Source organism: Azospirillum tabaci (assembly GCF_014596085.1).
GTDB lineage: Bacteria > Pseudomonadota > Alphaproteobacteria > Azospirillales > Azospirillaceae > Azospirillum > Azospirillum tabaci.
In genome coordinates, this window is the sequence record NZ_JACCJY010000018.1 from 72112 (window position 1) to 98947 (window position 26836).

The 26836-nt window shown below is 69.1% G+C and carries 27 protein-coding genes and 1 pseudogene; 16 read left to right on the forward strand and 12 right to left on the reverse strand.

Features of this window, described 5'->3' with window-relative positions; translation table 11 throughout:
* The first annotated feature begins 8 nt into the window (after positions 1–8).
* From H0B54_RS16960 to H0B54_RS16975, 4 genes are all read left to right on the forward strand, one after another.
* The gene (locus tag H0B54_RS16960; RefSeq protein ID WP_188261300.1) at positions 9–1139 is read left to right on the forward strand and encodes an NnrS family protein; all 1131 of its coding nucleotides are present in this window, start codon (positions 9–11) and stop codon (positions 1137–1139) included.
* 102 nt (positions 1140–1241) lie between these two features.
* Positions 1242–2108 (forward strand): NAD(P)-dependent oxidoreductase, encoded by an 867-nt coding sequence (locus H0B54_RS16965; RefSeq protein ID WP_188261301.1) that lies wholly within the window; start codon positions 1242–1244, stop codon positions 2106–2108.
* A 6-nt stretch (positions 2109–2114) separates the two neighbouring features.
* Entirely contained in the window at positions 2115–2870 is a 756-nt protein-coding gene (locus tag H0B54_RS16970) for an SDR family oxidoreductase (protein WP_188261302.1), read from the forward strand.
* A 3-nt stretch (positions 2871–2873) separates the two neighbouring features.
* Positions 2874–3866, forward strand: a complete 993-nt coding sequence (locus H0B54_RS16975; RefSeq protein WP_188261303.1) for a threonine ammonia-lyase — start codon at positions 2874–2876, stop codon at positions 3864–3866.
* Here H0B54_RS16975 and H0B54_RS16980 read toward each other — a convergent pair.
* Complete coding sequence (locus tag H0B54_RS16980; protein ID WP_188261304.1) at positions 3841–4704, reverse strand: class I SAM-dependent methyltransferase; 864 nt, start codon at positions 4702–4704, stop codon at positions 3841–3843. The two genes, H0B54_RS16975 and H0B54_RS16980, sit on opposite strands and share 26 nt — an antisense overlap.
* Positions 4705–4870: 166 nt before the next feature.
* Positions 4871–5011 (reverse strand): hypothetical protein, encoded by a 141-nt coding sequence (locus tag H0B54_RS16985; protein ID WP_160174807.1) that lies wholly within the window; start codon positions 5009–5011, stop codon positions 4871–4873.
* Between the two features lie 168 nt (positions 5012–5179).
* Between H0B54_RS16985 and H0B54_RS16990 the strand changes: the two genes are divergently transcribed.
* The gene (locus H0B54_RS16990) at positions 5180–5938 is read left to right on the forward strand and encodes an HAD family hydrolase (protein WP_188261305.1); all 759 of its coding nucleotides are present in this window, start codon (positions 5180–5182) and stop codon (positions 5936–5938) included.
* On the opposite strand, the gene H0B54_RS16995 is transcribed toward H0B54_RS16990, so the two are convergent.
* The 6 genes from H0B54_RS16995 to H0B54_RS17020 all read right to left on the reverse strand — a co-directional run bounded on the left by H0B54_RS16995 (position 5890) and on the right by H0B54_RS17020 (position 11089).
* Positions 5890–7098, reverse strand: coding sequence for an NnrS family protein (locus tag H0B54_RS16995; protein WP_188261306.1), 1209 nt, complete (start codon positions 7096–7098; stop codon positions 5890–5892). The genes H0B54_RS16990 and H0B54_RS16995 overlap by 49 nt on opposite strands.
* Positions 7099–7234: 136 nt before the next feature.
* On the reverse strand, positions 7235–7801 hold the full coding sequence (locus H0B54_RS17000; RefSeq protein ID WP_188261307.1) for a hypothetical protein: 567 nt from the start codon (positions 7799–7801) through the stop codon (positions 7235–7237).
* 129 nt (positions 7802–7930) lie between these two features.
* Positions 7931–8470, reverse strand: a complete 540-nt coding sequence (mog, locus tag H0B54_RS17005; RefSeq protein ID WP_188261308.1) for a molybdopterin adenylyltransferase — start codon at positions 8468–8470, stop codon at positions 7931–7933.
* A 32-nt stretch (positions 8471–8502) separates the two neighbouring features.
* Entirely contained in the window at positions 8503–9966 is a 1464-nt protein-coding gene (gene ccoG / locus H0B54_RS17010) for a cytochrome c oxidase accessory protein CcoG (protein ID WP_188261309.1), read from the reverse strand.
* A gap of 184 nt (positions 9967–10150) precedes the next feature.
* Positions 10151–10645, reverse strand: coding sequence for a YbaN family protein (locus H0B54_RS17015; RefSeq protein ID WP_188261310.1), 495 nt, complete (start codon positions 10643–10645; stop codon positions 10151–10153).
* A gap of 18 nt (positions 10646–10663) precedes the next feature.
* On the reverse strand, positions 10664–11089 hold the full coding sequence (locus H0B54_RS17020) for a YqaA family protein (RefSeq protein ID WP_094304327.1): 426 nt from the start codon (positions 11087–11089) through the stop codon (positions 10664–10666).
* 246 nt (positions 11090–11335) lie between these two features.
* Here H0B54_RS17020 and H0B54_RS17025 point away from each other — a divergent pair, with 246 nt between their 5' ends.
* Entirely contained in the window at positions 11336–13681 is a 2346-nt protein-coding gene (locus H0B54_RS17025; RefSeq protein ID WP_188261311.1) for a PAS domain-containing sensor histidine kinase, read from the forward strand.
* A gap of 15 nt (positions 13682–13696) precedes the next feature.
* Here H0B54_RS17025 and pyk read toward each other — a convergent pair whose 3' ends face one another.
* Complete coding sequence (gene pyk / locus H0B54_RS17030; protein WP_094304324.1) at positions 13697–15139, reverse strand: pyruvate kinase; 1443 nt, start codon at positions 15137–15139, stop codon at positions 13697–13699.
* 321 nt (positions 15140–15460) lie between these two features.
* On the opposite strand from pyk, the gene rpsM reads away from it, so the two are divergent.
* The 5 genes from rpsM to H0B54_RS17055 all read left to right on the forward strand — a co-directional run bounded on the left by rpsM (position 15461) and on the right by H0B54_RS17055 (position 18743).
* Positions 15461–15829 carry a 30S ribosomal protein S13 gene (rpsM, locus tag H0B54_RS17035; RefSeq protein ID WP_014240054.1) on the forward strand — a complete coding sequence of 123 codons (369 nt, stop codon included), beginning with the start codon at positions 15461–15463 and terminating at the stop codon, positions 15827–15829.
* Positions 15830–15844: 15 nt separating this feature from the next.
* Positions 15845–16243: a 30S ribosomal protein S11 gene (gene rpsK, locus H0B54_RS17040; RefSeq protein WP_012974490.1), complete on the forward strand. Its 399-nt coding sequence runs from the start codon at positions 15845–15847 to the stop codon at positions 16241–16243.
* 131 nt (positions 16244–16374) lie between these two features.
* A complete protein-coding gene (locus H0B54_RS17045) occupies positions 16375–17394 on the forward strand; it encodes a DNA-directed RNA polymerase subunit alpha (RefSeq protein WP_094304322.1) in 1020 nt (339 codons plus the stop codon).
* Between the two features lie 186 nt (positions 17395–17580).
* The gene (rplQ, locus tag H0B54_RS17050) at positions 17581–18003 is read left to right on the forward strand and encodes a 50S ribosomal protein L17 (RefSeq protein WP_094304321.1); all 423 of its coding nucleotides are present in this window, start codon (positions 17581–17583) and stop codon (positions 18001–18003) included.
* A 161-nt stretch (positions 18004–18164) separates the two neighbouring features.
* Positions 18165–18743, forward strand: a complete 579-nt coding sequence (locus H0B54_RS17055; RefSeq protein ID WP_094304319.1) for a YqaA family protein — start codon at positions 18165–18167, stop codon at positions 18741–18743.
* 48 nt (positions 18744–18791) lie between these two features.
* Here H0B54_RS17055 and H0B54_RS17060 read toward each other — a convergent pair whose 3' ends face one another.
* On the reverse strand, positions 18792–19055 hold the full coding sequence (locus tag H0B54_RS17060; protein WP_188261312.1) for a hypothetical protein: 264 nt from the start codon (positions 19053–19055) through the stop codon (positions 18792–18794).
* 124 nt (positions 19056–19179) lie between these two features.
* Here H0B54_RS17060 and H0B54_RS17065 point away from each other — a divergent pair, with 124 nt between their 5' ends.
* The 3 genes and pseudogenes from H0B54_RS17065 (at position 19180) to H0B54_RS17075 (ending at position 21492) form a co-directional block, all read left to right on the forward strand.
* Positions 19180–19572, forward strand: coding sequence for a hypothetical protein (locus H0B54_RS17065; RefSeq protein WP_143271916.1), 393 nt, complete (start codon positions 19180–19182; stop codon positions 19570–19572).
* A 28-nt stretch (positions 19573–19600) separates the two neighbouring features.
* A pseudogene (locus tag H0B54_RS17070) lies at positions 19601–20034 on the forward strand (AAA family ATPase); the annotation flags it as partial.
* Between the two features lie 147 nt (positions 20035–20181).
* Positions 20182–21492 carry a replication-associated recombination protein A gene (locus tag H0B54_RS17075; RefSeq protein ID WP_188261313.1) on the forward strand — a complete coding sequence of 437 codons (1311 nt, stop codon included), beginning with the start codon at positions 20182–20184 and terminating at the stop codon, positions 21490–21492.
* A gap of 449 nt (positions 21493–21941) precedes the next feature.
* Here the strand turns inward: H0B54_RS17075 and H0B54_RS17080 are convergent, their stop codons facing one another.
* Positions 21942–22883 carry a Fe-Mn family superoxide dismutase gene (locus H0B54_RS17080; protein WP_188261314.1) on the reverse strand — a complete coding sequence of 314 codons (942 nt, stop codon included), beginning with the start codon at positions 22881–22883 and terminating at the stop codon, positions 21942–21944.
* Positions 22884–22995: 112 nt separating this feature from the next.
* Between H0B54_RS17080 and H0B54_RS17085 the strand changes: the two genes are divergently transcribed.
* Both H0B54_RS17085 and chrA read left to right on the forward strand, forming a co-directional pair.
* The gene (locus H0B54_RS17085; RefSeq protein WP_188261315.1) at positions 22996–24012 is read left to right on the forward strand and encodes a chromate resistance protein ChrB domain-containing protein; all 1017 of its coding nucleotides are present in this window, start codon (positions 22996–22998) and stop codon (positions 24010–24012) included.
* A complete protein-coding gene (gene chrA / locus H0B54_RS17090) occupies positions 24009–25412 on the forward strand; it encodes a chromate efflux transporter (protein ID WP_188261316.1) in 1404 nt (467 codons plus the stop codon). The genes H0B54_RS17085 and chrA overlap by 4 nt, the downstream gene beginning before the upstream one ends.
* A gap of 200 nt (positions 25413–25612) precedes the next feature.
* Here chrA and H0B54_RS17095 read toward each other — a convergent pair whose 3' ends face one another.
* Positions 25613–26830 (reverse strand): nickel/cobalt efflux transporter, encoded by a 1218-nt coding sequence (locus H0B54_RS17095; RefSeq protein ID WP_188261317.1) that lies wholly within the window; start codon positions 26828–26830, stop codon positions 25613–25615.
* Positions 26831–26836 lie beyond the last annotated feature (6 nt).

Sequence of the window (26836 nt, forward strand, 5' to 3'; positions counted from 1 at the left end):
GACCGGTCATGAGCGCCTTCGTTCCGCCTCCTCCTCAGCGTCCCTGGGGGCACCGCCTGTTCTTCCCCGCCGCCGCCCTTTATGCGGCGCTCAGCGTGCCGCTGTGGGTGGCCGGCTATTTCGGCTGGCTCGGCATCGGCTGGACTCCGGCGCTGCACGCGCACGAGATGCTGATGGGCTACGCGCTGGCGGTGGTCGGCGGCTTCCTGCTCACTCGTCCGTCCGGGGTGGCGCTGACCGTCGCCTTCGCCGCGTGGTTGGCCGGACGGCTGGCGGTGCTGGGCGGTCTTCCGCCGGAGGTCGCGGCACCGGTGGCGCTGTCCTATCCGGTGGCGCTCTTCGTGGTGGCCGGCCTGCCCTTCCTGCGCGCCGCCAAGAGCGGCCACAACATGCTGTTCGGTCCGGTGATCGGCGCCTTCGCGCTGGCCGAGGCGCTGGTCTGGTGGGGCGGCGACGGCGGACGGACGGGAGCGCTGTTCGCGCTTCATCTCGTCGGCATCCTGATGCTGGTGATGGGAGGGCGCATCATCCCGTCGGCCACGGCGGGGGAAGTCCGCAAGCAGGGCGGGACGCTGGTGGAGCGGGTGCAGCCGCGCCTGGAATGGGCGGGAGTCGCCGGGGCGGTGCTCGCCGCCCTGACCGTTGCCGTTGGGGGGGGCGTTGGAGGGGCGGCCGGCCCCCTGGCCTGGATCGGGGCGGCGGGCGCCGCGCTGGCGGGGGTGACGGCCTGGGCACGACTGGCGCGCTGGCGGACGGGCGCCGTGCTGGGGCGTCCGGACCTGTGGAGCCTGCATCTGGGCTATGGCTGGCTCGGGCTCGGCTGGCTGTTCCTTGGGGTCGAGCGGCTGGCCCCGCTGACCGGCGGGGCGGGCTGGCACGTGATCGGGGCGGGCGCACTGGGCACGCTGGCCGCCTCCATGATGGTGCGCGCGACCTTGCAGAGGGAGGCGCTGTCGCCGAACTTTTCCCGGCCCGCCACAGCGGCCATCGCTCTGGTCGGGCTTTCCGCCGCGTTGCGCGTCGCCGCAGCCAGCACGGCGCCGGACCTGCTGATGCCCGCGGCGGCGCTGGCTTGGTCGGGCGCGCATCTGCTGGTGCTGTGGGTGCTGCTGCGCGTGCCGAAGCGGATAAGGGCCTGACCCATCCGCACTTGACGCTCCCCGCCGCGCCCCCGACACTCCGACGCAACGGCCTTGCCCAAGGGCCATGAGGAGAGGCGGGCAAACCCGCAAGGGGGGATCATGAGCGACGCGTTGGAACCGGCCCGCAGCGCGGGCGTCGTCGGGCTCGGCTCCATGGGCATGGGGGTGGCGCTGTCGCTGCTGCGCGCCGGCTTCCGGGTCGTCGGCTGCGACCTCGACGCCGCCAAATGCATGAGCCTCGTCACCCATGGCGGCGAGGCCGCAGGATCGCCCGCCGACGTCGGGCGCCGGGTGGACCGGGTCATCGTCCTGGTCGCCACGGCGGAGGAGGCGGAGGAGGTGCTGTTCGGTGCCGAGGGCGTGGCCGGCACCCTGCCGAAGGGCGGCGTGATCGTCCTCTCCACCAGCGTGCCGCCGGACATGGCCGCCGTGGTCGGGCGCCGTCTCGCCGAGCGGGACCTGCTGATGCTGGACGCGCCGGTCGGCGGCGGCCCGGTGAGGGCGGCGGAGGGCCGCATGGTGGTGATGGCCTCCGGCCCCGAGGACGCCTTCGCGCGGGCCGCCGACCTGATCGCCGCCGCGTCGGGCACGCTGCACCGCGTCGGCACGGAGCACGGGCAGGGCTCCGCCGTGAAGGCGGTGGAGCAGATGCTGACCGGCATCCACGCCGCCGCGGTGGCGGAGGCCACGGCCTTCGGTGTCCGTGCCGGAGTCGATCCGCAGCGGCTGGCCGAGATCCTCGCCGCCGGTCCCTTTCACATCCCGTCTCAGCGGCCGCTGGGCATCGTCGGGACGGATCTTGGCGGCGTGATGGACGCCGCGCGGCGGCTGACCGTTCCGACGCCGCTGGCCGCCTCCGCCCTGCAACTCTTCACCATGGCCGCCGCGGTGGGGCTTGGGCGGGAAGGCGACGGCGCGCTCGTCCGGATTTTCGACCGGCTGGCCGGCAACCCCCAGGAGGGCTGAGAAATCATGTCATCGACACGGAAATCCCTCGTCGTCACCGGTGGCGGCCGGGGCATCGGTGCGGCGGTCGCCCGCATGGCGGCGCAGCGCGGCCACGCCGTCACCTTCTCCTACATCGGCAACGAAGCGGCGGCGGAGGCTACCGTGGCGGCCATCCGCGACGCCGGGGGGCAGGCTCAGGCGGTGCGGGGCGACGCGGCGCGGGAGGAGGACATCCGCGCCCTGTTCGACGCGGCGGAGGACCGCTTCGGCCCCACCGCCGGGCTGGTCAACAACGCGGGTATCATCGGTCCCTACGGGCGGCTCGACGAGGCCGCGCCGGGCGACCTGCGCCGCATGCTGGACATCAACGTGACCGGCGCCGTCCTGTGCGCGCGGGAGGCGGTGCGCCGCATGTCCACCCGCCATGGCGGACAGGGCGGGGGGATCGTCAACATCGGCTCCATCGCCGCCGTGCTGGGCTCGCCCAACGAATATGTGGGCTACGCGGCCAGCAAGGGCGCGGTGGACAGCCTGACCGTCGGCCTCGCCCGCGAGGTGGCGAAGGAAGGCATCCGCGTGAACTGCGTGCGGCCCGGCCTGATCGACACCGACATCCAGATCATCCCCGGCATCGGCAACCGGCTCGACAACCCCGCTTTGATCCCGCCCGCCGGGCGCGCCGGGACGGCGGACGAAGTCGCCGAGACCGTGCTGTGGCTGCTGTCCGACGCTGCGTCCTACGTGACCGGCGCCCTTCTCAACGTCTCCGGAGGCCGCTGAGCCATGCCCGCTTCGAGTTCTTTCGCCATCGGCCATCACGACGTCGTGGAGGCCGCGGCGCGGCTGGACGGCTTCGCCGTGCGCACGCCGCTGTTGGAAAACGCCCTGCTGAACGAGCGGGTCGGCGGGCGCGTGCTGCTGAAGCCGGAGGTTCTTCAGCGCAGCGGCTCTTTCAAATTCCGCGGCGCCTTCAACCGCCTGTCCCAACTGACGCCGGAGGAGCGCCGGGGCGGGGTGGTCGCCTGGTCGTCGGGCAACCACGCCCAGGGCGTCGCGGCGGCGGCGGCGCTGCTCGGCATGCCCGCGGTCATCGTCATGCCCAGCGACGCCCCGGCCCTGAAGATCGCCAACACCCGCGGCTACGGCGCCGAGGTGGTGCTGTACGACCGCTGGACCGAGAGCCGCGAAGGCATCGCCAAGGCCATCGCGGAGGAGCGGGGTGCGGCCACCGTGCCACCTTACGACGATCCGCAGATCATGGCCGGGCAGGGCACGGTCGGGCTGGAGATCGTGGCGCAGGCGCAGGCCATCGGCGCGGTTCCCGACGACGTGATCGCGCCGTGCAGCGGCGGCGGGCTTATGTCCGGAGTCGCCACGGCGGTGCGCCACAGCTTTCCCGACGCCCGACTGTGGGCGGCGGAGCCGGCGGGCTTCGACGATGTGGCGCGCTCGCTGGCCGCGGGAGAGCGGGTGGAGAACGCCGCCGGGCAACGCTCCATCTGCGACGCGCTGCTGACCCCGACGCCGGGCGCTCTGACCTTCCCGGTGATGAAGACCCTGCTGTCCGGCAGCCTCGCCGTCACCGACGCGGAGGTGAAGGCCGCCATGGCCTACGCCTTCACCGTGCTGAAGCTGGTGGTGGAGCCGGGCGGAGCCGTCGGGCTGGCCGCCGTGCTGACGGGCAAGCTGCCGGCGGCTGGGCGCACGGTCGCGGTGGTGCTGAGCGGCGGCAACGTCGACGCGGCGACCTTTACGGACGCGCTGGCGTCGTCTTAGCGGCGTCGCGCTCCAGCACGTAATAGGCGGCGCCGGGGGCGAATTTCTTGCGCAGCGAGTCGCGGTGGTAGGCGATGTTCCACCGCGTCAGCGCGCAGGCCGCTTCGTCCAGCCGCACCAGCAGCGGGTTGCCGTAGGGCAGGGAGACGCCGAGCAGCGGCCCCAGCCGTTCGGTCAGCGGGAAGGAGCAGAAGCGGCGCTGCCGCACCGTGAAGCCCAGCCGGGCGAAGCGCTCCTCCAACCATTGTATGGGGAAGCCGCGCTCGTTCGCGGTCAGGCCGCGGCGGGGCCGGCGCCAGTCGCCCATGGTGCTGATCGGCTCGCGCAGGATGAACAGCCCGCCGGGCGCGGTGACGCGGGCGAACTCCGCCAGCAGGGCGCCGGCGTTGGGGATGTGGTGCAGCGTGTGCAGGCAGACGGTCAGGTCGTTCGCCCCGTCCGCGCAGTCGATGCGCCCGCCCAGCGTGGGGCGGCGGTACTCGGCCGGCGTGCCGGCGATGTCGGTCCTCCAGAAGCGCTCGATGGGCTCCACGGCCAGGAAGCGGTCCACCTGCCCGGCGATCGGCGCCACGTCGTCCCCCGCGGCGCAGCCGAACGCCAGCGCCTGCCGGAAGCGTCGTCCGCCCAGGAAGCGGAAAGCGTGACGGTGGTTCAGCGCGTGGTATTCGTAGCGGTAGCCGGGCCGATCGGGCGCCGTGCGCGCGAATTCCTCCGCCGGGTCCCGCGCCTCGACCCCGTACCAGCCGGCGATCCGGGCCGCGTCGAAGTCGTCGCCGTAAAGGGCGGCGCCGGAGAAATACTGTTCCTCGAAGCTGGCGGACACGAAACTTGCGGTCATGGGGGCTGAGGCTCCGCTGGATGGACCGCGCGACGATAACGCGCCGGTTCCGGCGGAAACATTCAGCTTGCCCGCCTAGGACGGAGGACGAGTCCTATGGCGGAGCGCGATCAGCGGTGTGAAAGGAGGCCTTCGGTTGGGGTGATGCGCCGTCCGCAAGGGGGCACTACAGCCGGATGTCGCTCTGGAACAGGCCGAGGTCGAGATGCTCCATCGGCACGCGGCGGGCGCGACGGCGGCTGAAGCGCTGCACGGCGTGGCGGGCGCGACCGATGAGGGCGGCGTAGCTCTTCAACGTCTTGGGCATGTCCGTTCTTCCCAGCCTGTGTAAAGAGTGAACGGATCACAGCTATGACGGGTCCATGTGACAAATTCTATCGCACCGCACACCGCGCCAAGGAACGCCGTGCCGCGCCGCCTGTTCGAGAAGGAATACCCCCAAAGACACGGCGCGAAGCATGGTGAGGAGGCGGCGATGAGCGGCGTTCTGAAGGCCGTCATTTTCGACGTGGACGGCACATTGGTCGACTCGGTGGATCTGCACGCCCACGCCTGGGTGGAGGCGATTCGGCATTTTGGCTACCACGCGGAGTTCGACGCGGTGCGCTCCCAGATCGGCAAGGGCGGCGACCAGCTGATGCCGGTCTTCGTGCCGGAGAAGGACTTGGCTCGCGTGGAGGACGAGCTGGACCATTTCCGACATGAGCTGTTCGCCCGCAAGTACATGCCGAAGGTCCGCGGCTTCCGCCGGGTGCGCGGCCTGTTCCAGCACCTTCACGCCGAGGGGCTGCGCATCGCGCTCGCTTCCTCTGCCAAGGGGGACGAGCTGGAGCGTTACAAGCGCGCGGCGGAGATCGAGGACTTGGTGGATGTGGAAACCTCATCCGACGACGCGGAGCGGTCGAAACCCCACCCGGACATCTTCGAGGCGGCGTTGGAGAGGCTGGGCTTGCCGGCGGACGAGGCGGTGGTGGTCGGCGACAGCCCCTGGGACGCCAAAGCCGCGGGCCGGGCCGGACTGACCGTGGTGGGCGTGCTGTGCGGCGGCTTCGCGGAGCAGGACTTGCGCAAAGCCGGCTGCGCGGAGATCTTCCGTGATCCGGAAGACCTCCAGCGCCGCTTCGCCGCCAGCCTCATCGGGAGACGCAGCCCGCGCGCCATGGGCCTCTTTCAGCCCGGTCGATCTCAGCCGGGGCGGCCGTCGGCCCGCGGGGCGAGCAGGATGGGCGCGTAGACATACAGGTAGCAGGCGAAGGCCGCGATCCAGGCGGCACCGGCACCCTCCAGGGCGGGCCAGTAGAGGCCGCCCGGCAGCTCGGGCGCCAGCACCCGCAGCAGCGCGGCTGCGGTCAGCAGGATGTAGGCGGCCACGGTCGGGCGGGTCACCACCAGCATCCGCCCGGTGTGGCCGAGCGAGGCCCGCGTCATCACCGCCAGGATCATGGTGGCGAAGGCCCCGGCCGTCAGCGCATGGACCCAGGCGGAGCTGTCCACGCCCGCCCCCAGCAGATGCGCGGCCTTCAGCGCCAGCGCCGCCGGCACCCAGGCGTAGCCGAGATGCAGCACCCACAGGATCGGCTGGTCGAGCGTCTTCGCCGGCTGCCAACCGGCCAGCCGCAGGGCGTGGGCCAGCGCCGCGGCGAGCGCCAACAGGCCGGCGATGGCGGCGCCCGGCAGAGCGAGGTCGGCGGGGATCATCAGCAGGGTCGCGGCGAGAGTCACCTTCTCCACCCAGGGGCGGGAGACGACGGTGCCGTCCAGCCCGCGCAGCCGCAGGGCGTTGCGGGTGAAGGCCGGGACGATGCGCCCACCGATCACCGCGACCATCATCAGAACGACGCCGATGGCCAGCGTCTCTCCCAGCGCGGTGCCGCCGGACAGCACGCCCAGCCAGTCCAGATGGAACAGCAGGTTGGCGGCGGTCAGCAGGCCCAGCAGGGCGAGGAAGGCGGTGTTGCGGATCTTGCCCGCCGCCACCAGCGGCCCGGCCAGCGCGATGCCAAGCGCCGGCAGGAAGGCGAGGTCGAGGATGGCCGCAACCGGCAGCGGCACGCCGACGAAGGGCAGCAGCGCCACCCGGCCGGCAAGCCACAGCCCGGTTAGGCCGGCCAGCGGCAGGCCGGACAGGGCCTTGGTGCCCGTCCAGCTCGGCACCGCGGTCAGCAGGAAGCCGGCCACGGCGGCGACCACGAAGGCGAACAGCATCTCGTGCGCGTGCCAGGAGGCCGCCGGGACGGCGCCGTCCGGCCAGGACCCGGTCGCCAGCACGGCGATCCAGGCCGCCAGCAGAACGGGTGCGGCAAGGCCGGACAGCAGGAAGAAGGGCCGGAACCCATAGGCGAAGATCAGGGGGACCGGAGGGCGGTCCGGCTGGTCGGCAACGGAACTGGTCATGGCGTTCCCCGCGCGTTTGAGGCATCGATCATGCCGTCACACTGCGCCGGGGGCGGTCACCCTTCTTTGACCGCCGTCAAACAGGCCGTCAAACAAGCCGTCAAACAGAATGCGTCGCGTCGGAGAAAATCCGCCGTCAGATCGTGATGCCGTTCTCGGTCATCAGGCGCTTCAGCGCGTCGCGGGCGGGCGCGTCCAGCACGGGAAGCCCGTCGCGGGCGGTCAGAACGAAGGCACCGGGATCGGCCAGGGTGCGCAGGGCGAAACCGGCCACGCGCGGCGGGCCGCCGCTCAACGGAGCGTCTTCATAGATGGGCGAGAAGGTGCAGCCCAGAAGCATGGCGCGGGCGATCAGCGTATCGTCCGACGAACCGCCCGACGCCGGGCTGTTGATGCCGAAGAGCAGGCGCTCGGCCTCGCCGTTGGTGACGAGCCCGCGTTCCAGCAGGATGTCCACCATGGCCGAGGTGGTCATGACCGGTGCGGCGCGGCCCTTCCAGCAGAAGCGCCCATCGTCCCACCCGATGTCCAGGCAGCGGTAGATCATGTGCGGATCGGCGCCGCCGGGCGACCCGGCGACGATGTAGTTGACCCGAAGCAACCCGTTCCACGCCCCGGCCGGAGCGACGATGCAGGAAACACCGCGCCGGGTCAGGCGCAGATAGGTGTCGTTGATGCCCGAAGGCTCGAAATCGAACAGCATGGCTGGCTCACCTTGATCGGGGACCCCGCTCCCCTCGAACGAAAAAGGTGAGCACGGGTTCCCGCAAGGCAACATGGCCATGCGGATGGTATCCCTCTCCGCACGCGCAAAAAGGGTATAGGCAAAAGCTCAGGACTTCGGGCGGAACGCCTTGCAGACCAATGGGTCAGTGTCAATGCGCGCCGCGCCGATCAGATCGAGGCAGTACGGAATTGCCGGGAAGACCGCCATCAGGCAGTCGTGAATGGCCGACGGCTTGCCCGGAAGGTTCAGGATCAGGCTGCCGCCGCGGATTCCCGCGGTCTGGCGCGACAGGATGGCGGTCGGCACCACGGTCAGGCTGACCGTCCGCATCAGCTCGCCGAAGCCGGGCATCATCTTCTCGCAGACCTGCTCCGTCGCCTCCGGAGTCACGTCGCGCGGGGCGGGGCCGGTGCCGCCGGTGGTGACGATCAGGTCGCAACGCTCCCGGTCAGCCAGTTCGATCAGGGTGGCGGCGATGCCCTCGCGGTCGTCGGGGATGACGCGGGCCACCGGCTCCCAGGGGGAGGCGACGATGCGCGTCAGCTCCTCCCGGATGGCCGGGCCGCCCTTGTCCTCGTAGATGCCCTGGCTGGCCCGGTCGGACACGGTGACGATGCCGATGCGGGCGGGCTTTGCGGAGGTCATGGGCGGCGGTCCTTATGGGGTATCCGGCAGGTTTACTTGCTGCCCGGCGCCAGGAACACGCTCTTGTAGCTGTCCCGGTCGCCGTTGTTGGTGTCGGTCAGCTGGAAGGTGACCGGGGTGGAGGCGTCCGGCACGGACTCCCGCGGCGCCGTGACGTAGACGCGGTAGGTCGCCACGCTGTCCGGGGAGGCGGAGATGTGGCTGACCGCGCTGCCGCTGTCCGCGTCGCTCTCGCCCACGACCTTCACCTCGGCGCCCGCGATGCCGCCGGCGGCCAGCGTGTAGGAGCGGTCCTGCCGGGTCTTGTTGGAGACCTTGAAGGTGTAGGCGTTGCGGATGGTGCCGTCCTGCAGGGTGACGAACAGCGGCGCGCGGTCGCGCTGCACGGCGATGTCCAGCCGCGGGCGCAGGGCGTAGCTCCAGGCCATGGCGCCGGTGATCACCAGCATCAGCAGGCCGTAGACGATGGTGCGCGGGCGGATCAGCCGCCACTGGTAGGTCTTGCCCTGGGCGCGGGTGTCCTGGGCGGCCAGGCTGTCGAAGCGGATCAGGCCCTTCGGCAGGTCCTGCGACACCATGATGTTGTCGCAGGCGTCGGCGCACAGGCCGCAATTGATGCAGTCCGCCTGCTCGCCGGTGCGGATGTCGACGCCGACCGGGCAGACCTGCACGCACTGGCCGCAGTCGATGCAGTCGCCGAAGCCCTTGGTCCGGCGCTCGTCCCAGCTCTGCGACTTGCGCTTCGGGCCGCGGGTGTCGCCGCGCAGCGTGTCGTAGGTGACGACGAGGCTGTGCTCGTCCAGCATCGCGGTCTGGATGCGCGGCCAGGGGCACATGTAGTAGCACATCTGCTCGCGCGTCCAGCCGGCCATGACGTAGGTCATGCCCGCGAACAGAGCGAAGAAGCCCGCCGCCTCGTAGGACGCGTTGAAGGTCAGGAGATCGACGGCCAGCCGCGGCGCGTCGGTGAAGAAGGCGACGAAGCCGAAGCCGGTGACCACCGAAAGGGCCAGCCAGCCGGCGTGCTTGCCGGTCTTGCGCAGGACCTTCCTCGCGGTCCAGGGGGCCTTGTCCAGGCGGATGCGCTCCGCCCGGTCGCCCTCGAAGGCGCGTTCGATCCAGACGAACAGGTCGGTCCACACCGTCTGCGGGCAGGTGAAGCCGCACCACACGCGCCCGGCCAATGCCGTCGCCAGGAACAGCCCCAGCGCCGCCACGATCAGCACGCCGGTGAGGTAGTAGATCTCCTGCGGCCAGATCTCGATCCAGAAGATGAAGAAGCGCGGCGTCGTCAGGTCGAGCAGCACCGCCTGGGCCGGCGCGTCGGGGCCGCGTTCCCAGCGAATCCAGGGTGCGATGAAGAAGACCGCCAGAAGCACCCAGGTCAGGATGGTCTTCCAGCGCCGGTAGCGCCCGGAGACGGCCTTCGGATGGATCTTCTTCTGGCTTTCGAAGAACTGGATTTTCGCCGGCGTGACAGCGCTTCCGTCTGGCATATCGTCTGCCTGGGCTCCGGATAGGGACGCAAGACCGGACAATAGCGGACAGGACCCGAGCGCCTCTTGATCGGGATCAAGACGAGAACGGATTTGAAAAATCCCTGGAGATTGTAAGGATTTTTCAGCGGCGCTGGTGACCGGCCGGGATTACGGGCTGTAATACGTCCATCGGCGGATCGGCTCAAGCTTCGTTTCGCAATGCGGAAACGTTTCCGCCATCCTCCACCGCCGTCGCGCCGTCGGACGCCGCGCCCTCCGGCGCCGGGGTGGATGGGGAGGGGCGGGTGACGATGTAGACGGCCACCGCCGCCATGCAGGTGCCGGCCAGGATGGGAACCAGTGGGCGGCTGGCGGTCAGCGCCACGATCGCCCAGCTCACGCTCATCCCGACCAGCGCCGCCGCCTTCGCCTTGCGGGGGATCGCCCCTTCGGCCTGCCAGCCGCTCAGCAGCGGGCCGAAACGCGGGTCGCGGTACAGCCGGTCGCGCAGGGCCGGGCTGCTCTTGGCGAAGGCCCCGGCGGCCAGCAGCAGGAACGGCGTGGTCGGCAGGAGCGGCAGCACCGTTCCCGCGATGCCCAGCCCAACCGCGGCGTAGCCCAGCGCCAGCCACAGCCGGCGCCGCAGGGGGGAGGCGCAGACGGGGGCGTCCTCCGGAAGGGCGGTCTGCTCATCCATGAGGTGAATGTAGGACGCTCACACGGCCAGGACCAGCACCGCGTAGCGGGCGGCCTTGCCCGCCGTGACCAGAATTAGGAACAGCCGGAGGTCCACCCGCAGGATGCCGGCCACCAGCGTCAGCGGGTCGCCGATGAAGGGCATCCAGGCCAGCAGCAGCGACCAGACCCCGAAGCGCTGATACCAGCCGGTGGCCCGCGCCACCATGGCGGCCGGAACCGGGAACCAGCGGCGGTCCTGGAAGTGCATCAGGTAGCGCCCGAGCGCCCAGTTGACCACCGATCCCAGCACATTGCCCACGGTGGCGAACAGCAGAAGCGCCAGATGGTCGTAGTTGCCGGTGGCGTGCATGCCGACCAGCAGGATTTCCGATTGGGCCGGGAAGATGGTCGCGGCGAGGAACGCGGTCAGGAACAGCCCGCCATAGGCGGCAAACTCGGACATACGGCGGTCGGTCCTTCCGGGCCAGGGGATGGCGGAGGCTAGAACATGGGTGTGCATACAGGAATGCGGGAGGCGCCATGGTGCAGCTGCGATAAACTGGTGTAGATTCATTTTGTATGAATTCGCAGCGGATGAACTCAGGGCATACGGGCCTGAGGGCGCCCGGCCAAGTCTCGTCCAGCAAGTCTCGTCCAGCAAGTCTCGTCCAGCGGGCGCCGCCGAGGAATGAATAGGGAGTGTTCGCGGATGGCCGCTGCCGGCCTTGCCCGCTTCGATGCCGACGGGCGCCTGATCTGGGCCAACGCCGCATTCCTGGCGTCGCTGGGCGGTTCTCCGGGGGACAGCCTCGATTCCCTTCTGGCGGCGGGTCCGTTGCGTGAGGCCGGTGCCCGGGCGGCGGAGCGGCTGCGCGCCGGGCTGCCGGTGACGCTCCCGGCCGCGGCGGATGGCGGGCGTCCGACGCTGATCCCGGCGGAAGGCGAGAACGGCGAGCTGGTGCTGACGCTCACCGGCGAAGGCGGCGCTCTGCCGGTCCCGCCGGAGGAGACCGGATTCATCGGCCTGGAGGATCTTCTGGGCGAGCGAGCGAGCGAGGCGGAGCGGGCGATCACGCAAGCCATCGCCGTTCCCATGGTGGTGACGCGGCTGTCCGACGGTCTGGTGGTGGCGGTCAACCAGCCAGCCGGCCTGCTGTTCGGGGTGCCGCTCGACGATGTGGTGGGGCGCAGCTTCGCCAAGGCCTACTACACCGATCCGGCGGAGCGGGAGCGGCTGCTCGCCGCCCTGCGCGATGGGGCGGGCGGCGTGGACGGCTTCGAGACCCGCCTGTGCCGGCCCGACGGCAGCGATCTCTGGGCGATGGTCTCCGCCCGGCAGTTTCGTTTCCGGGGCGAGGACGCCATGCTCGCCTGCATCAGCGACATCTCCGCCCGCAAGCGCACCGAACAGGCGCTCGAAGCCCAATGGGACCAGAGCCGGGCGGTCCTGAACGGACTTGTTCAGGGCGTCATGGCCTTCGACCGGGGGCTCCGCCTCGTCGCCTGGAATGGGCGCGCCGCGGAGCTTCTGGGGGTGGAGCCGGAGTTCCTGCGCTACCACACGCCCTACGCCGCCATCGCCGGGCGGGTCGGGGAGGGGCTGGCCTTCGGGCCGGGGAGCGTGTGTTCCGACACCCTGTCCGCCTTCCCGCTGGACATCGGCCCTTCCGCGGCCCTTGGGGAGCCGATCCCAGCCCGGCCCGCTGCGGCGGAACGGTCGTGGGAGTGCACCCGCTCCGATGGCCAGGTCGTGGAATGCCTGACCCGGCCTCTGCCGGACGGCGGCTTCGTCGTCACCTACACCGACGTGACCGAGCGGCGAAACGCCGAGCGGGAGATCATCGCCAGCCGGGAGCTGTTCGAACTGGCCATCCGCGCCGCGCGGGAGGGAATCTCGCAATGGGATCTGCGCACGGGGGAGCTGTGGCTGTCGCCCTATTGGTGGGGGATGCTGGGCTATGGCGAGGACGAGATGGACAATTCCGTCGCCCGCTGGACCGAGTTGATCCTGCCCGAGGACCGCGACGTGTCGGTGCAGATGGCCCGCGACCTCGTGAACGGGGTGACGAACGAGTGCCAGTTCATCCAGCGCTTCCGCCACAAGAGCGGGGCCGTGGTCCATATGCTGACCCGTGCCATCCGCGTGCTCGGTCCGGACGGCGAGCTGTTCCGCCTCGTCGGCTCGCACACCGACGTGTCGGAACGGGTCCGCGCCGAGGAGCGTGCCCACGCCGCGCGGGATGAGGCCGAGCGCGCCCTGCGCGATCTGAAGGAGGCTCAGGCCCACCTGATCCAGTCGGAGAAGATGGCGGCGCTGGGGTCCCTGGTGGCAGGGGTGGCGCACGAGATCAACACCCCCATCGGCATCGCCCTGACCGGCGCCTCGCTGGTGGCGGAGCGGACACGCCTCATCCGGCGGGATTTCGAGGCGGGAACGCTGCGCCGGCCCGATTTCGCCGACTTCCTCGAGATGGCGGGGGAGGCGGCGCACCTGATGTTGCTGAACATCGACCGTGCCGCCCAGCTCATCCAGAGCTTCAAGCAGATCGCCGTCGATCAGGCGAGCGAGGAGCGCCGCGTCTTCGATCTGCGCGATTACATCGACGAGGTCCTGCGCAGCCTGGGCGTCCGCATCAAGCGGGCAGCCCACGGCGTGGAGGTGGATTGCCCGGCGGACCTGCTGATCGACGGCTATCCGGGTGCGCTCAGCCAAGTGCTGACCAACCTCGTCATGAACTCGATCATCCACGGTTACGCGCCCGGGCAGCACGGAACGCTGCGCGTCGCCGTGCGCGCGGTGGGCGCCGACGAGGTGGAACTGGTCTACGCCGACGACGGGCGGGGCATTCCGCCAGACCTGCACGGCAAGGTGTTCGAGCCCTTCTTCACCACCAGCCGCAGCGCGGGGGGCAGCGGGCTGGGGCTGAACATCGTCTACAACATCGCCACCCGCAAGCTGAGGGGCCGCATCGCGCTCGACAGCGCGCCGGGCCGCGGCACGGCGTTCACCCTGCGCTTTCCCCGCGTCGCGCCGATGGAGCGTGCGCCGGCATGACGGCGCAGCGGAGCCTCACTGAGCGTCCACCCAGGCGATGCGCAGGATGTTGGTGTTGCCGGGAGTGCCGAAGGGCACGCCGGCGGTGATGACCAGCCGCTGCCCCTCCACCGCCAGCCCATCCTCGTAGGCGCAGCGGGCGGCCTTCTGGACCATCTCGTTGAAGTCGGCCACGTCGGCGGAATGCACGCTGTGCACCCCGTAGGCGAGCTGGAGCCGCCGCGCCGTTTCCAGGCTGGAGGTCAGGCACATGATCGGCACCTCCGGCCGCTCGCGGGCGGCGCGGAGCGTGGTGGAGCCGCTGGTGGTGTAGGTGACGATGGCCGCGGCCTGGATGGTGTGGGCGACCTGCCGCGCCGCCGCGGTGACGGCGTCCGTCGAGGTCTGCTGCGGGTCGGGATGCTGGGCGTCGGTGATGGTGCGGTAGAGCGGGTCCTGCTCGACCCGGCGGGCGATGCGGTCCATCATCGACACCGCCTCGATGGGGTAGGTGCCCGCCGCGGTTTCCGCCGACAGCATCACCGCGTCCGCCCCGTCATAGACCGCGGTCGCCACGTCCGACGCCTCGGCGCGGGTGGGGGCGGGGGCGCCGATCATCGATTCCAGCATCTGGGTGGCGACGATCACCGGCTTTCCGGCCTTGCGCGATTCGCGGATGATCCGTTTCTGGATGCTCGGCACGTCCTCCGCCGGCATCTCCACGCCGAGGTCGCCGCGGGCGACCATCACACCGTCCGACAGCTCGACGATGCGCTCCAGATGCTGGATGGCCTGCGGCTTCTCCATCTTCGACAGCAGGGCGGCGCGCCCGGCGATCAGCTTGCGCGCGTCGGCCACGTCCTCGGGGCGCTGCACGAAGGACAGCGCCACCCAGTCCACCCCCTGGTCGAGCGCGAAGGCCAGATCCTCGTGATCCTTCGGGGTCAGCGGCGACAGCGGCAGGACGACGCCCGGAACGTTCACGCCCTTGCGGTCGGACAGGCGGCTGCCGGACAGCACGACGCAATCGGCGTGGTCGGGACTGCAATCGACGACGCGCAGGCGGACCTTGCCGTCGTCCACCAGCAGCTCCGCCTCCGGCTCCAGAGCCGCGAAAATTTCCGGGTGGGGCAGGCCGACCCGGGTCGCGTCGCCCGGCTCGGTGGAGAGGTCGAGGCGGATGCGGTGGCCCGGCTCGACGGTGAGGGGGCCGTCGGCGAAGGTGCCCAGCCGGAGCTTCGGCCCCTGAAGGTCGGCCATCACCGCAATGGGATGGTCGAGTTCCGTCTCCAAGGCGCGCAGCGTGGCGAGGCGCTGGCCGTGGTCCTCGTGCGTGCCGTGGCTGAAGTTCAGGCGGAAGACGTCCACGCCCGCCTCGAACAGCGCGCGGATCATTTCCGGCGTCGCGGTGGCCGGCCCCAGCGTGGCGACGATCTTGGTCAGGCGGAAGCGCCGGAAGGGGATGCCTTTGCGGGTCATGGGTCTGCCTTCTGAGGTGTGCCGTTCGGGGCGAGCGGGTTCATCTCAAGTTCTGCCATCCGGCTTGTCAACCGCGGTCCGCCTCCCCACAATGGTCGGGCGCCGGGAAAAGCACGGTAACGCCGCAGAACGGCCTTGACAGATTTCCGGCTTTTTCTATAGTCGCACCCTCCCGCGGCCCAACCGGCCCGGCGGGAGACATTGTGCGTCCCGTATCCGCGTTTTGCCGTTTGGCTTTCGGGCCTCGGCGTCCGGATCGGGGATCAATCGGTGTGTAGGCGGCCCATGAGGGCTGCCGTTGAGATATCGAGGAGAGCAGGCGTGGCGCGTATCGCTGGCGTCAACATCCCCGCGCAGAAGCGCGTGGAGATCGCGTTGACCTACATTCATGGCATCGGCCCCTTCAAGGCCAAGGAAATCTGCACGAAGCTGGAGATCCCGGCGGAGCGCCGTGTGAACCAGCTCACGGACGACGAGATCCTCAAGATCCGCGAGACCATCGACGCCGACTACCGCGTCGAGGGCGACCTGCGCCGTTCGGTCGCGATGAACATCAAGCGTCTGATGGACATGGCCTGCTACCGTGGCCTGCGTCACCGCAAGGGCCTGCCGGTCCGCGGCCAGCGCACCCACACGAACGCCCGCACCCGCAAGGGTCCGGCCAAGCCGATCGCCGGCAAGAAGAAGTAAGAGGACGCACGGACCATGGCCAAGCCCTCAGCCGCTTCGCAGCGTCTTCGTCGTCGCGAGCGCAAGAACATCACCGCCGGCGTCGCTCACGTGAACGCCTCCTTCAACAACACGATGATCACCATCACCGACGCGCAGGGCAACACCATCGCCTGGTCGTCGTCGGGCACGATGGGCTTCAAGGGTTCGCGCAAGTCGACCCCCTACGCCGCCCAGGTCGCCGCCGAGGACGCGGGCCGCAAGGCCCAGGAGCACGGCATGAAGACCCTCGAGGTCGAGGTGAAGGGTCCGGGTTCGGGCCGTGAGTCGGCGCTGCGCGCTCTGCAGTCGATCGGCTTCCAGATCACCTCGATCCGCGACGTCACGCCGATTCCGCACAACGGCGTCCGTCCGCCGAAGAAGCGTCGCGTCTAAGAAGCATCGCTACTCCGCACCCGCGGGGATCCGCCGTTCCGGGACAGGCGCCGCAGCCATCGCGGCGCCATCGGATGGGAACGGCCGGTCCCCGCGGACGTGTGTCCACTCCGATGGCATGAGGTAATACCGTGGCTCTTCAGAAGAACTGGCAGGAACTGATCAAGCCGAACAAGCTGGACATCCAGCCCGGTGACGACGCCGACCGCGTGGCGACCGTCGTGGCCGAGCCGCTGGAGCGTGGCTTCGGTCTGACGCTCGGCAACGCGCTGCGCCGCGTGCTGCTCTCCTCGCTGCAGGGTGCGGCCGTCACGGCGATCCACATCGACGGCGTGCTGCACGAGTTCTCGTCGATCCCCGGCGTGCGCGAGGACGTGACCGACATCGTCCTCAACATCAAGTCGATGGGTCTGCGCATGGGCGGTGACGGCCCGAAGCGCATGCGCCTGCGCGCCGAAGGCCCCGGCGAGGTGAAGGCCGGCATGATCGAGACCGGCGCGGACATCCAGGTGATGGACCCGGACCTCGTGATCTGCACGCTGGACAACGGCGCCCGCCTGAACATGGAACTGACGGTCGAGACCGGCAAGGGCTACGTCCCGGCCAGCCAGAACCGTCCGGAAGACGCCCCGATCGGCCTGATCCCGGTCGACGCGCTGTTCTCGCCGGTCCGCAAGATCTCCTACAAGGTCGACAACGCCCGCGTCGGGCAGGTCACCGACTATGACCGCCTGTCGATGGTCGTCGAGACCAACGGCGCCGTGAAGCCGGACGACGCGGTGGCCCTGGCCGCCCGTATCCTCCAGGACCAGCTGCAGCTGTTCATCAACTTCGAGGAGCCGACCCACGCGGTCGCCGAGGAGAAGCACGAGGAGGTTCCGTTCAACAAGAACCTGCTCCGCAAGGTGGATGAGCTGGAACTGTCGGTCCGTTCGGCCAACTGCCTCAAGAACGACAACATCGTCTACATCGGCGATCTGGTGCAGAAGACGGAGGCGGAGATGCTCCGCACGCCGAACTTCGGCCGCAAGTCGCTGAACGAGATCAAGGAAGTGCTGGCCCAGATGGGTCTGCACCTCGGTATGGAAATTCCGAACTGGCCGCCCGAGAACATCGAAGAGCTGGCCAAGCGTCTGGAAGAGCCGTACTAAGTCTCGCACGATCCATCGCCCCCTCCCTGATCCTCCCCCGCCTTCGGCGAGGGAAGGGCCGGGGTGGGGGCGAATGTTCCCAGGGCCACCAACCGGCCCGCCCCGCGCCGTACCAGCTCCAACGACTGGGCGGTCGGGTTCACCATCGGCTCCCCGAGGGGGGCCACGCCATGAAGGAGGACCGTCATGCGTCACGGCGTTTCCGGACGTAAGTTCAGCAAGACCACCAGCCACCGCAAGGCCATGTTCTCGAACATGGCGAACGCCCTGATCAAGCACGAGCAGATCAAGACCACCCTGCCGAAGGCCAAGGATCTGCGCCCGATCGTCGAGCGTCTGATCACGCTGGGCAAGAAGGGTGGCCTCGCCAACCGCCGTCTCGCCTTCGCGCAGCTGCGCGATGACGCGATGGTGACCAAGCTGTTCACCGTTCTGGCCGACCGCTACAAGGACCGCCAGGGCGGCTACAGCCGCGTCCTGAAGGCCGGCTTCCGCTACGGCGATGCCGCCGCCATGGGCGTGATCGAACTGGTCGACCGCGACGTCGCCGCCAAGGGCCAGGATTCGGGCCCGGTGGAGATCAAGGACGAGGTCGAGGCCGAGGGCTGAGCCTTCGGTTGAGCTTTCGTGAAATCTTGTCGTCGCCGTTGCCCATCGGGTTGCGAACGACGATATAGGTGACCGACCGGCCCTCCCTTCGGGTTCACCCCCGGAGGGAGGGTTTCCGGTTTTCGGGCTCCGTCACTTCGGGAGGGCGCCGCGCGCGCGGTATGCTGAAACCTCTCTACAACCGGATTCTGAGGCTCTCCGCCCGCAAGGACGCCGTCTGGTGGATGTCCGCCGTCTCCTTCGCGGAAAGCTCCTTCTTTCCCCTGCCGCCCGACATCATGCTGGTGCCGATGTGTCTGGCGGAGCCCAAGAAGCTCTGGCGCTACACCAACATCTGCGCCTTGGCCTCGCTGATCGGCGGGCTGTTCGGCTACGCGGTCGGGTTCTACCTGTTCGAGAGCGTCGGACGGCTCATCATCGACTTCTACAACGCGCAGGATTCCTTCCAGCGCTTCCAGGACATGTTCGCCGAGTTCGGCCCCTGGTTCCTGATTCTCAAGGGCATCACGCCCATACCCTACAAATTGCTGACGATCACCGCAGGATTCGCGCACCTCGACCTGACGGTGTTCATCCTGTGCTCGATCGTCGCGCGCTTCTCGCGATTCTACATGATCGCGATCCTGCTGCACTTCTACGGGCCGCAGGTGCGCGACATCATCGAGAAGCGGCTGATGCTGGTGACGACCGTTCTGCTGGTCATCATCATCGGCGGACTGCTCAGCTTCAAATTCGTGTGAGCGGCGCGGGGCTTGCCCCGCGCGTCACCCGCATTCATCCGGCCAAGATCAATCCGGCATCCCGCGGTCCTGGCGGTTGCGCTCCGACGGGGGCAGGGCGTTGCGCTCGCGGCGGTCGCGCATGACCATCACGCCGATGGCCAGCGCCATGGCGATGCCGGCCAGCAGGGGCAGGACGATCTCTCCGGCGCTGACGGTCGGCATGGCGAGCATGCGCACGACGAGCAGCAGCAGGCCGCCAATCAGCAACGCCACAAAGATGGTGGTCGATGTCCGGCGGCGCGGAGACGGGCCGGGGGTGTTGGGACTCATTTGAGGCATTCCCTTATCGCTTGCGTTCCCGGCATAGTGGGCGCCGAGCCCGCGGCATGGTCCATGCGGGGGACCATCCGCCAACGTCCGGGGTCACGCAAGAACAATGGGAGTCAAAGCCGAGATGTTCCGTCCGAAACTCATTCTGGGGCCGGTGCTGGCCCTCGCTCTGGTTGCGCTCGCCGCCTGCGCGGACGCGCCGGGGCGTTCATCCGGCGCCGCCGTGGGCGGTGCTCCGGCGGCCTCCACCACGACAACCACGGGGGCACCGGCCACTCCGCGCCCGGCCCGTGGGGTCGAGGACCCATCGCTCCGTCTCGACGGCGGAGTCGGCAGCGACGACTCCTGCCGCGCCCAGTGCGAGCGCAGCAACAACTCCTGCATGGACTCGGTGGCCGCGCGCACGCAGAGCGGGCTCGACCGCCCGGACCGCGGCGGCATCTTCTCGCCGACCGACAACTGCCAGCATTCGCTGCGCATGTGCTACCAGCGCTGCGGCGCGCCCACCAACCAGTGACGGGTCCGGTACGGTCGGTGGATCGACGATGAGCAAGCGCGGCTGCTCCGGAGGCACCGGCGGCCTGTTCGAGGTGGGCGCTCCCCGCCCGCTGGCCGACCGGCTGCGCCCGCGCCGCCTGGGCGAGGTCGTGGGGCCGGAGCATCCGCTGAAGCCCGACGGACCGCTGAGCCGCATGGTCGCCGCGCGCCGGCTGGCGTCCATGATCCTGTGGAGGCGCCCGGCAGCGGCATGACGACCATCGCGCGGCTGCTGGCCCTGTCCATCGACCTGCATTTCGAACCGCTGTCGGCGGTCTTCTCCGGCATGGCCGACCTGCGCAAGGTCTTCGACGCGGCCAGAGCGCGGGGCGCGGCCGGGCAGGGCGCGCTTCTGTTCATCGACGAGATCCACCGCTTCAACCGCTCCCAGCGGGACGGCTTCCTGCCCTATGTGGAGGACGGCGCCGTCACGCTGGTCGGCTTTGTGGGATTGAAGAATCCCGACTGTTTGCAGTTGCATAATTGAGCCGTTGTCGAAGGCTCGAGGGTTGGAGCTTACAACCAATAGGACGTGGATCCATCACCCGATCCTGGCCACTCGAATCGATGCACAGATGAGCACACACTGATGAACTCGTCTCTCCTTGATGCCATAGCCCCCAAGCCGCTTGCGGAGCGGTTGCGCCCCAAGCGCCTTTCGGAAGTCATCGGCCAGGATCACCTGCTTGGGCCGGAGGGAGCTATCGGCAGGATGGTTGCGGCCAAGCGCCTATCCTCAATGATCCTTTGGGGGCCGCCGGGCGTCGGCAAGACAACCATCGCCCGCCTGTTGGCAGAAGCCGTCCGTGTCCATTATGAGACCCTTTCCGCGGTGATGGTCGGTATTCCTGAATTGCGGAAAGTCTTGGCACAGGCAAAGGAACGCCACAGTGCCGGTGCGTTGACGCTTTTGTTCGTGGATGAGATCCATCGCTGGAACAGGGCTCAACAGGACGCACTCCTTCCTTATGTGGAAGACGGAACCGTGACCCTTGTGGGTGCAACCACGGAAAATCCAAGCATGTCGTTGGTTGGGGCTTTGCTGTCTCGGACAACGGTCCTTGTGCTGAACCGATTCGACGACGAAGCTCTCGAGCAACTGATTCGGCGCTCCGAGGCCGAAGTCGGTCGAACACTTCCCGTCACCGACGAGGCTAGAGCGGCCCTCCGTCTGATGGCCGACGGCGATGGCCGCTATCTGATAAATTTGGTTGAGCAAATCTACGATCTTCGACCGCAAACGCCATTGGACGTCGCTGCCATCGGCGCAACGCTACAGAAGCGTGCCCCTCTCTATGACAAGGCGCAAGACGCTCATTACGGCCTCCTCAGTTGCTTCCACAAGGCGTTGCGAGGATCAGACGTTGACGCGGCCATGTACTACGCGGCGCGGATGATGGCTGGTGGTGAAGACCCCGGCACGATTTTCCGCCGGTTGGCCTGCTGTGCGTCGGAGGACGTCGGCATGGCCGATCCTCAGGCACTGCCACAGGTGATGGCGGCCTGGGACGCTTTCGAGCGCATTGGGTGGCCCGAGGGACGCTTGTTCATGGGACAGGCCGTTGCCTATGTCGCTACGGCACCCAAATCGAACGCGGCTTACCTTGCCTTCAACGCGGCGCTTGAACTCGCGTCGTCGTCGGGATCGCTGGCCCCGCCAAAGCATCTGATCAATGCTCCAACTAAAATGATGAAAGAAATGGGGTTCAAGGAGGGTTACAGGTATGACCATGATTGGCCGGAAGCCTTTTCCGGACAAGAGTTCTTCCCACCGGAACTCTTGAAAGCCGGCCGACCGGAATTCTACCAACCCAATGAGCGCGGCTTCGAGCGGGAAATCAAAAAGCGTCTGACCTACTGGGGACGGCTTCGGGAAAAGAGGGGCAGCGATACAAGGTGACGGCGCATACTCGGGGGAAGGCTCATTCGTTCGGCCTCTCCGGAAGTGGGGTCGAACCGGGATAACCGCATCTTCCGCTTGATACGCCGTCGCTGAGCATGGACGCGGGGCTGCTCATGTGGAGGCGAACGAAGTGAATCCGACCCTCAAGGTGTTGTCCGCTGTCAGTCCGGGAGGCCGGGCCGCAGGCCGGCTCCGACGCCAAGGCGGCTCCGGAACCGACGGCAGCTCCGGGACCGACGAGCGCGGCGCCGATCGCCAGAGCGACCGCGAGACCCGCCCACTGCGCGGCTCCCTGGGTGTCCACGCCTCGCCGCCTACGGCTTTGCCGGACCCGGCAGCGGGGCGTGGCGCCGGTTTCATCGGCCACGGCCAGGGGCAGGCGATGCGGTCGATCCTCGGGCGTTCGGGCAGGACCCGCGTCATGGCGGTCATCCTTGTGCGAGAGGTCAGGACTTGGGCATCTTCGGCGCCCCCATGGCGCGCCAAGCCGCGATGCCCCCGGCGAGGGTGCGGGCAGGCACACCACGGCGCCGGAGTTCGGCGACCGCATCCTGGCTCACCTGGAAACCGTACACGCAGTAGACCAGCACCTCGCGATCCTTGGGCACACCATCGGCCCACTCCGCGATGCGGCGGGCGTCGTGATGAACCGCCATCGGGAGCATGTCCGGGGAACGCGCCAAGTCCTCGTCCCAGCAGACATCCAGCACGAGGATCTCACCACCCTCGATGGCTCGCCGGGCTTCACCAACGCTCATCGACGGAACCTTGGTGGCGGACGGCAACGCCGGGCGAAGTCCCTCCACGGCGCGGTGGTAGCGTCCCTCGACGCGCTCCCAGGCGATGTTGCCCATGAAGGCGTCGACGTAGGCGGCGGCCTTGGCACCGAAGTCGAGGTGGTAGGCATGCTCGTACAGATCGAGCGCCAGCACCACGCGGCCGTCGGCGAGCGTGTGGGTGTGGTCGGCCGCCCAGACGTTCCGCAGCCGACCGTCCCGCTCCGACAGCGTCAGCAGCACCCAGCCGGACCCGCCGGCGAGCGCCTTGCCCATCGCGGCGAACTCCCGCCGCCACCGTTCCACCGACCCAAAATCCCGCTCAAACGCGGTGGCGAGATCGCCTGCGGCATCGCCGGCCCCACCGAGGCTGTCGAAGTAAGCCTCGTGCAGGATCATCGAATTCGCGGCGATCAGTTCCTCGCGTTTCAGGCCGTTGATCACAAAGGTCGGCGCCGTGGCCCAGTCGAGCCGGGCGAGGTCGCCCTCGATGGCGTTCAGGCGACGGACGGCCCCGCCGTAGTTGTTCTCGTAGTGGCTGGCGAGCAGGCGTTCGGACAGGCCGTACAGCCGCGATGGCTTGAACGGCAGCGGTGCGGCCTCGTAGGGCATGGCACATCTCCTGTGCACGCGCCGGAGCATCCGGCGCCACGCGAACCGTACCCCGGCGTCAGATTATGATACAAGTGTTGCATAGTTCATATCTCTGAGATACAGGTGGCCGATGAACGAAGCGCCCACCACCTCGGAGTCCCGGTACGCTTGGTTGCTGCTGGCCCACCAGCTGCCGCCGAAGCCCGCCTATTTCCGTGTGAAGGTCTGGCGCCGTCTCCAGGGGCTCGGTGCGGTGGCCATCAAGAACTCGCTCTACGCGCTGCCGGCCGGTGAGCAGGCCCGAGAGGACTTCCAGTGGCTGCTGCGCGAGATCACCGAGGGCGGCGGTGAGGCGGCGGTGTTCGAGGCGCGCTTCGTCGATGGCCTTACCGACCCGGAGGTGCGGGCGCTGTTCGACAAGGCCCGCGACGCCGACTACGAGGCGCTCGCCGCCGACGCCCGCGAACTGGCCGAGGGGCTCGCCGCCGACCCGGATTTGTGGATCGCGCGCAAGGGCGACGTCCGGACTCAAGCGACCCGCCTGCGGCGCCGGCTGGCGGAGATCGTCGCCATCGACTTCTTCGGCGCGGGCGGCCGGGAACCGGCGGAGGGGCTGCTCGCCGGGATCGAGACCCGGCTCGCCGTGGCCGAACGCGACCCGGACCAGGAGGACACGACCATGGCCACCAAGGACGTTGGGAAGCTGAAGGGGCGGACCTGGGTGACCCGCCGGGGCGTGCAGGTGGACCGCATCGCCTCGGCGTGGCTGATCCGGCGCTCCATCGACCCGCAAGCCCGCTTCAAGTTCGTGCCGGACAAGGGCTACGCGCCGGAACCTGGCGAGTTGCGCTTCGACATGTTCGAGGCGGAGTTCACGCACGAGGGCGACCAGTGCACCTTCGAGGTGCTGCTGGCGAAGCTCGTGCCGCCGGACCGCGCGCTCCAGGCGATCGCCGAGATCGTCCACGACATCGACCTGAAGGACGGCAAGTTCCAGCGCGAGGAGGCGGCCGGGATTCGGACGCTGCTCTCCGGCATCGCCGCGGCGACCGACGACGACGAACGCCGCCTGGAGCGCGGCGGCGCCCTGTTCGAGGATCTCTACCAACACTTCCGCAAAACGCGCGATCGAGGAGACGCTCGATGACCGAACAGGCCATCGCGGATACAGCCGTATCCGCGCAGAAGAACGGCGGGCATGGGGTGAGCCTCGGCGAGGCCACGCGGGTGTGGGCGCGGATCGCGGCGCTCAGCTTCGGCGGGCCGGCGGGGCAGATCGCGGTGATGCACCGCATCCTGGTGGACGAGAAGCGCTGGATCGGGGAGGAGCGGTTCCTCCACGCGCTGAACTACTGCATGCTGCTGCCAGGGCCGGAGGCGCAGCAACTGGCCGTCTACGTCGGCTGGCTGATGCATCGGACGCTGGGCGGCCTGATCGCCGGCATCCTGTTCGTGCTGCCCGGCGCCGTCGCAATCATGGCGCTGAGCCTGATCTACGCCGCTTTTGGCAACGTCGGGCTGGTGCAGGGCTTGTTCTTCGGGCTGAAGGCGGCGGTGCTCGCCATCGTTCTCGAAGCCGTGGTGCGCATCGGGCGGCGGGCGCTGAAGAACCGGGTGATGCTCGGCATCGCCGCCGCCGCCTTCGTCGCCATCTTCGCCTTCGACGTGCCCTTCCCGGTCATCATCCTGGCGGCCGGTCTGATCGGCTTCGTCGGGGGGCGTCTGGGGCGTCCGGAATTCAGGGTGGGCGGCGGGCACGGGACGTCCGGCGGCGCGGTGCTGGCCGACGCCGACAGCCGGCTCGGCGCCGGGACGCCGGTCCATGCCCGGCCGGCGGCCGGCCGGTCGCTGCGGGTCGGCGCCGTCGGGCTTGCCCTGTGGCTCGGCCCGGTGCTGGCGCTGCTGCTGGCCTTCGGCACGTCGGACGTATACAGCCAGATCGCCGTCTTCTTCTCCAAGATGGCCGTCGTCACCTTCGGCGGGGCCTACGCCGTGCTGGCCTATGTGGCGCAGCAGGCGGTGGAGCATTACGGCTGGCTGCAGCCGGGCGAGATGCTGGACGGGCTGGGCATGGCGGAGACGACGCCGGGGCCGCTGATCATGGTGGTGCAGTTCGTCGGCTTCATGGGCGCCTTTCGCGATCCGGGTACCCTGCCGCCGCTGCTGGCCGGCGCGCTGGGCGGGCTGCTGACCACCTGGGTCACCTTCGCTCCCTGCTTCCTGTGGATCTTCCTCGGCGCGCCCTATGTGGAGGCGTTGCGCGGCAACCGCGCGCTGAGCGGTGCCTTGTCGGCGATCACGGCGGCGGTGGTCGGCGTCGTCCTCAATCTGGCCGTCTGGTTCGGGCTGCATGTGCTGTTCCACGAACTGCGCCCCCTGGCGGTGGGCGGCCTCAGCCTGGACCTCCCCGTCCTGTCGTCGCTCGACCCGGCGGCGGCGGTGCTCACCCTGGGGGCGGCGCTGGCGGTGTTCGTCCTCAGGATCGGGATGATCCCGGTCCTCCTTCTGTGCGCGGCGGCCGGTCTTCTGCTGCGCGCCGTGCTCTGAAAACGGACCGGAGGCGTCAGCGGAACAGCCCGAGCGTCTCCACCGCCTAGCCGAAGCTCTGCGGCAGCGTCGAGCGCGGGACCGCGGCGTGCTGCCGGCCCCAATCCCCGATGGTGCCCTCGTTCCACAGGATGGTGACCGCCGCGCTGAGGGCCATCGCCGGCCGGTCAACAGGACGGGAGAGCGGGAGCGGGCCAGCGTCAGGCCGGGCCATGGCCTCCGGAGAGCACGGCCAGCGTGATCCCAAGGCCCTGCAAGGCGTGGAGACCGACATAGAGGCCGACGAGCACGATCACGGCGCTCGACAGGTAGGGGGCGCGCCGGGCGAAGGTGCCGAAGGCGCTCGACCACCGGCGCTCGGCATGGCGCATGCCCAGCGCGGCGATCGCTCCGGCCGCCACCAGCGTCAGGGCCAGGCCGATGCTGAAGCACAGGACGAGCGCGGCACCGAGCGTCACCTCCTTGAGCTGGAGGCACAGCAGCAGGACGGTGATGGCCGCCGGGCAGGGGATCAGCCCGCCGGTCAGACCGAACAGCACGATTTGCCCGGTGGTGACATGCCGGCCGGCGAAACGGCGCTGGATGTCGCGGGCGTGCGCCCGCTCATGGGCGTCCTGGAAGCCGTCCGGTCCGAGGTCGAGCGCTCCGGCCGTTTCATGAGCATGATCGTGCCCGTGGTGATGATGGTGGCCATGGTCATGACCGTGGGCCGCCTCATGGCGATGCGTGTGCTCGACGAAGCGCACGGGATGCTCGTGCACATGGCCGCCGTGTCCGACCCGGACGGTGGCGACGAACGCGTGCGGTTCCGGGATCTCATCGACCGATTCGAGGAAGCCGCCGGCATTCAGGAAGGCGAAACCCTGCTGCGTGCCATCGGGCCGCAGCGTCTCCACGGTAACGGTCGAGGCATCCGGCTCCGGGACCGGCCGGCCCCGCCGTTCGAAACGGATGCGGAAGCGTGGCGGGACGCCGTCCTCGAAGATTTCAAGACTCAGCGCATCGCCATGGCCGGTGTCGATGCGGTGCGCCGCTCCGTCATGGGAATGACCGTGCCCGATCGCCTCCTGCCGCTGCTCCCGCCAGGTCCGCACCGCCATCCACAGCGCCACCGCGACGATCAGCGCCGCCGAAGCGAGTTGGAAGTAAGGTTCGGTCGTTTCGGCGCTCCAGCCCTGGCCGATCCACATTCCCGCCAGGGCGACCGCCCAAACCACCAGCGTGTGGGACACGGTGGCGGCCAGTCCGAGCAGAACCGCCTGGGTGACGGTGCCGCGGATGGCGACGATGAAGGCCGCCATCATGGTCTTGGAATGACCCGGCTCCAGCCCGTGCAGCGCGCCGAGCAGGATGGCGCTCGGGATGAACAGCCAGGCGTTGGCGGCGCCCTGCTGCAGGAGGGCGGAGAAGTCGGGCATCGAAGG